Genomic DNA, 4,094 nt, shown 5'->3' on the forward strand with positions numbered 1-4,094 from the left:
GATGATCGAGGATCTGTCGGGACGATTGAATGTCAATGCACATCACAATTCGTCGTACACATCGGCAACGATGCTGGGCGTTTCGTCATCGGCCCCGAGGTGGGCGGGCGACTACACAGGGGCCGCGCAAGCTGCGTTTCGAGGGCTTGGGTATGGTCCCGCCGAGACTGCGTTGCCGATCACCGGACTGGATGCATTAGTGAATTCTCGCTATCGCAATCCATCGATGGCTTCCGCAGTCAGCAACCCGACCCCCGGTGCTGATACCAATGATGCCTTGGACTTATTGCGAACGGGCAACCGGCCTCCGATGCACACCGCAGCCGGCGGCTATGGTTACTCGACCGATCCTTTCGGCCGAGGCGGTGTGGGAATCGGATTGTCAGGCCATCTGGTCGCGGGAGGCTCGGGAACTCAGGTCCGCGCCGATGACACCACAACGACCAATCACAATGAACTGACCAACGAATCGATCAATGATCCGTACGAAAGTGATCCATCGGGACGTTTGTCGGGTGACTTGATGCTAACGGCGGATGAACTCGAGGCGATCTTGCGAGCGAACGAGTTCGACATCGAAATGTTGCCGGCGCGATTGCGAGGTGTGATTGGACCGCTGTTGGCAGCCAATCCAGGCTTGGCCCGCGCCATCACCACTCATTCCAAATCGGACGATACACCACCGCCGATTTCGTTTACCAATGCCACCGATGGCGATTCACTGTATGAATCGTTGTTGAGCCTGTTTCCATCGACGCTCAGCGAATTGGAAGTCAACCGTTTGGTCGCACCTGAGCTCCGGCTCGGACGCAAAATCGACGTTAATCGATCGCTCGGAAACGGAGTTGATGACAACGGCAACAATATCATTGACGAACCTGCAGAAGTGGTAGCCGAGACAGAGGCATTTAGCGTCGCCAATGGGGGCTCGGGAACCGTGCCGACGGCGTTTCAAGGACAAACGCCGGATTACAACTTTAATGAGCCCTCAACCGTCAATGGACGGCAACTTCTAGCCCGCCATCTGTATGTAATGATGATGGTGCTGACCGACGGTGCTGCCGATTTTCCTGACAGCAATGATGCAGCACTGCCAGGCTACAAGGCCCGCCGGATTGCACAATGGGCAGTGAATGTCGTCGATTACCGCGACCCCGACTCGATTATGACCGCGTTTGAATATGACGAAGATCCACTTAATGGATGGGATGTCGATGGGGACATCTCGACGGTCGATACAAAAGCATCCAATCTCAGTGACGGAATTGATAATGATGGAGATGGGGCGGTTGATGAAGCCGGTGAAGACCAAGTCCGACGCGGTGTCGTTTGGGGAGTCGAGTCCCCTGAACTCGTCTTTAGCGAGTCCTTCGCCTCGCACGACGTGCGATTGCGAGATACCGATCATGATAATGGCCCCGGGACGACTAAGGACGACACCACCAACCCAGACCCCAACTCGGATCAGGTCCGAATCCCACAAGGTAGCTTGGTGCTCGAACTTTATTGCCCTCGTCCGACGGTCAATACGCCTCCGACTTCGGCTACGGTGCTAGGAGATCAAACAACGCTTCCGGGGGCACCTCAAGAGCTCTATACAACCGCGGCCAACGCGTCCTCGTCACTCGATCTGGCTCGTACCGCACCGCCTCGTGGCACCGCGCCGGGAGCCCCGGTATGGCGAATTGCAATCACCGAGCGTCACGATGCTTCCGCAGCCGTACCGGCAGCCAAGCAAGACGAGAATCCGTCGACATTGCGAACGACGAAACCCGACACGACCTCGTTTCAAATTGAATACCCCGATGAACTCGACACCACTGCGGGGGCATTAAGTTACGACCGCTTTATCTTGTTTCAAAACTATGGTGATGCTCCGGCCAACCCCGGCGGAGCATTGACAGAGGTCAAGTCGATGATCGATGACAACTTGATTTCGGATATGACCGCGCAGCAAGTGTTTTTCGCCCCCACCACTGGCGCATTGGCAGCCGCCAATGCGAACAAATTGCTGGAAGCGGGCCAGTACTTGTGTTTGGCTCCACGTTTAGTCACCCGATTTGGTTCTAAGGAATCGTCGGGCACATTCCCTGGGCTTCCGAGCAACCAACGATTGTCGGTCGATACCACGCAAGGGTTGCTGCAGGCACGGCACGATGGGACCCAAATCACTCCTTCGATGGGCGGAGCGGCGGATGCCTTTAGCAACGCGAAAGCACTTGTGATCGGGGCGCCGCGTCCAACCAATTGGGGGCCAACGCCATCGACTTGGACGGCGGCCACCGATGTGTTTGATGAGGACATCGTTGGGCTGAACGTATCGGAACCGCTGCCCAATGGCGGCAATTTCTATCCCGAACCTACGTTGCAATATAACGGCACCGTCGACTCGGACTCGGTCGGTGGTCCTGACTTCCCACGCACCGATGCCTACTTTGACTTTAGCGCCCCGAGCAATACCGCACGTGATACTCCACTGGATATCGGGATCGGGCGGGTACCTATCGATTCAACCGGAGCGGAACCTGCATTGGGAACGCGACCTGAATACTGTTCCGCCTTCTTGCAACGTTTGGCCGACCCAACGCTGGCCTACGATCCTGTGACCAATCCGTATCGCACGGTCGATTGGATTCCGATCGACTTGACCGTTTTCAGTGGCGAAGAGCGCGAAAGTAAAATCTCGCCCGGTGGACTCTATGCGCAACGAACTCGTCAACGAAATGGATTTGCCAAACCGCCGACTGGTGCCGCGGTGGCTTCCAACGCTTTGTACTCGTATGAAACCGACTTTCCGACACCCGCAATCAGCGTGGATGCAGCTGCAGCCGACTACTTTGCCTTTTCGACCGTGCCTGCGGATGCCCACCTACAATCATCGTTGAGCGTTTTGAATACGGCGATCCCCAACATGAATCCAGGCTTTGTGGGGTTCGCGTCAACCGTGGGGAGCGATGCAGCCGCCACGGCGATCACGGGGCATGATCGTGGATTGCCGAGTGTTCCGTTTGCCGTTCATCCTTGGTTGAACCGACCGTTCGCCTCTCCGATGGAATTGATGATGGTGCCGGCGTGCTCGCAAGGTCGGCTATTCGAAGAGTTCAACATCACCTCGGGCGATCCCACGGTCTATCCAAACTCGGCCACCGTCGTATCGGCGGAAATGCGTGCGCCGTTCCGACACTTGCTGAACTTCTTCCATAGTCAGGATGCAACCCGCGACGGGACGAACGTCGACCGCATTTTCGATTTCGTTCACACGCTGCCGCCGTTTCGTGGCGAAGTCGATATGATCCACCCGGCGCGTGTCACGGCGACCGGATTGGTCGAGATGATGAAACCGCCGTTTAACATGACGTATGACAACCAACGGCAAGCTCGTGTCAACCTAAATACGCTCAGTGAGTCGCTGGTTTGGCAAGGATTGATGCAGGGACATCTGACTTCGGCATCAGGAACCGGGCAGATGGCGTTTTCAGACTTCATCCAGAGTCGCCGTGGGTACCCTGTGTCGTCATCAGGCACAGCTCCTCGCAAAACAGTCGATACCAGCGGCAGTGCGGATATGGGGCCATTCAACTATGATCCCGAACATCTCGACCCTGAGCTACCGACTCAGTTCGCAGGGGTATTCCGAGATTCGCCACGAGCTAATTTTGCACCCGCGTTGCGAATTCCTTCCGACGACACGGGGGATACTGCAGCTCAGACCCGACTGCGCCGCAATCCGATCGATGGAACGCTGCTTCGTCGCCATTACAACATGACGACAACGGGTGTCGAGGAAACGATCACTGCGGCTCCCTATCCGCAATTAGTGCGTCGAGCTTCAGCAGCGCCGTTATCAACTCATTTGGATCGTGGACGGAATCCGTTTTTGCGATACCAAACGGTGATGCGGATGCCAAACTTGGCATCGGACAATTCCCAAGTTTTCTTAGTCCGCTTGACGATGGGATTCTTCGAAGTCGATCCAACCAACATCAATAGTCTCGGACGCGAATACAATGAGGCCATTGGTGAGAATCAACGCTATCAAGCGATGTTCATCATCGACCGCTCGATTCCCGTTGGCTTCATTCCAGGGCAGGAAA

1 protein-coding gene is annotated in these 4,094 nt (G+C 56.0%); it reads left to right on the forward strand.

The features are described 5' to 3' along the window. Window positions 1-4,094: hypothetical protein (locus ABX962_RS31740; RefSeq protein WP_372725623.1), on the forward strand; the 4,094-nt coding region annotated here is incomplete at both ends.

The sequence above is a fragment of the Novipirellula sp. genome (assembly GCF_041583735.1).
GTDB lineage: Bacteria > Planctomycetota > Planctomycetia > Pirellulales > Pirellulaceae > Novipirellula.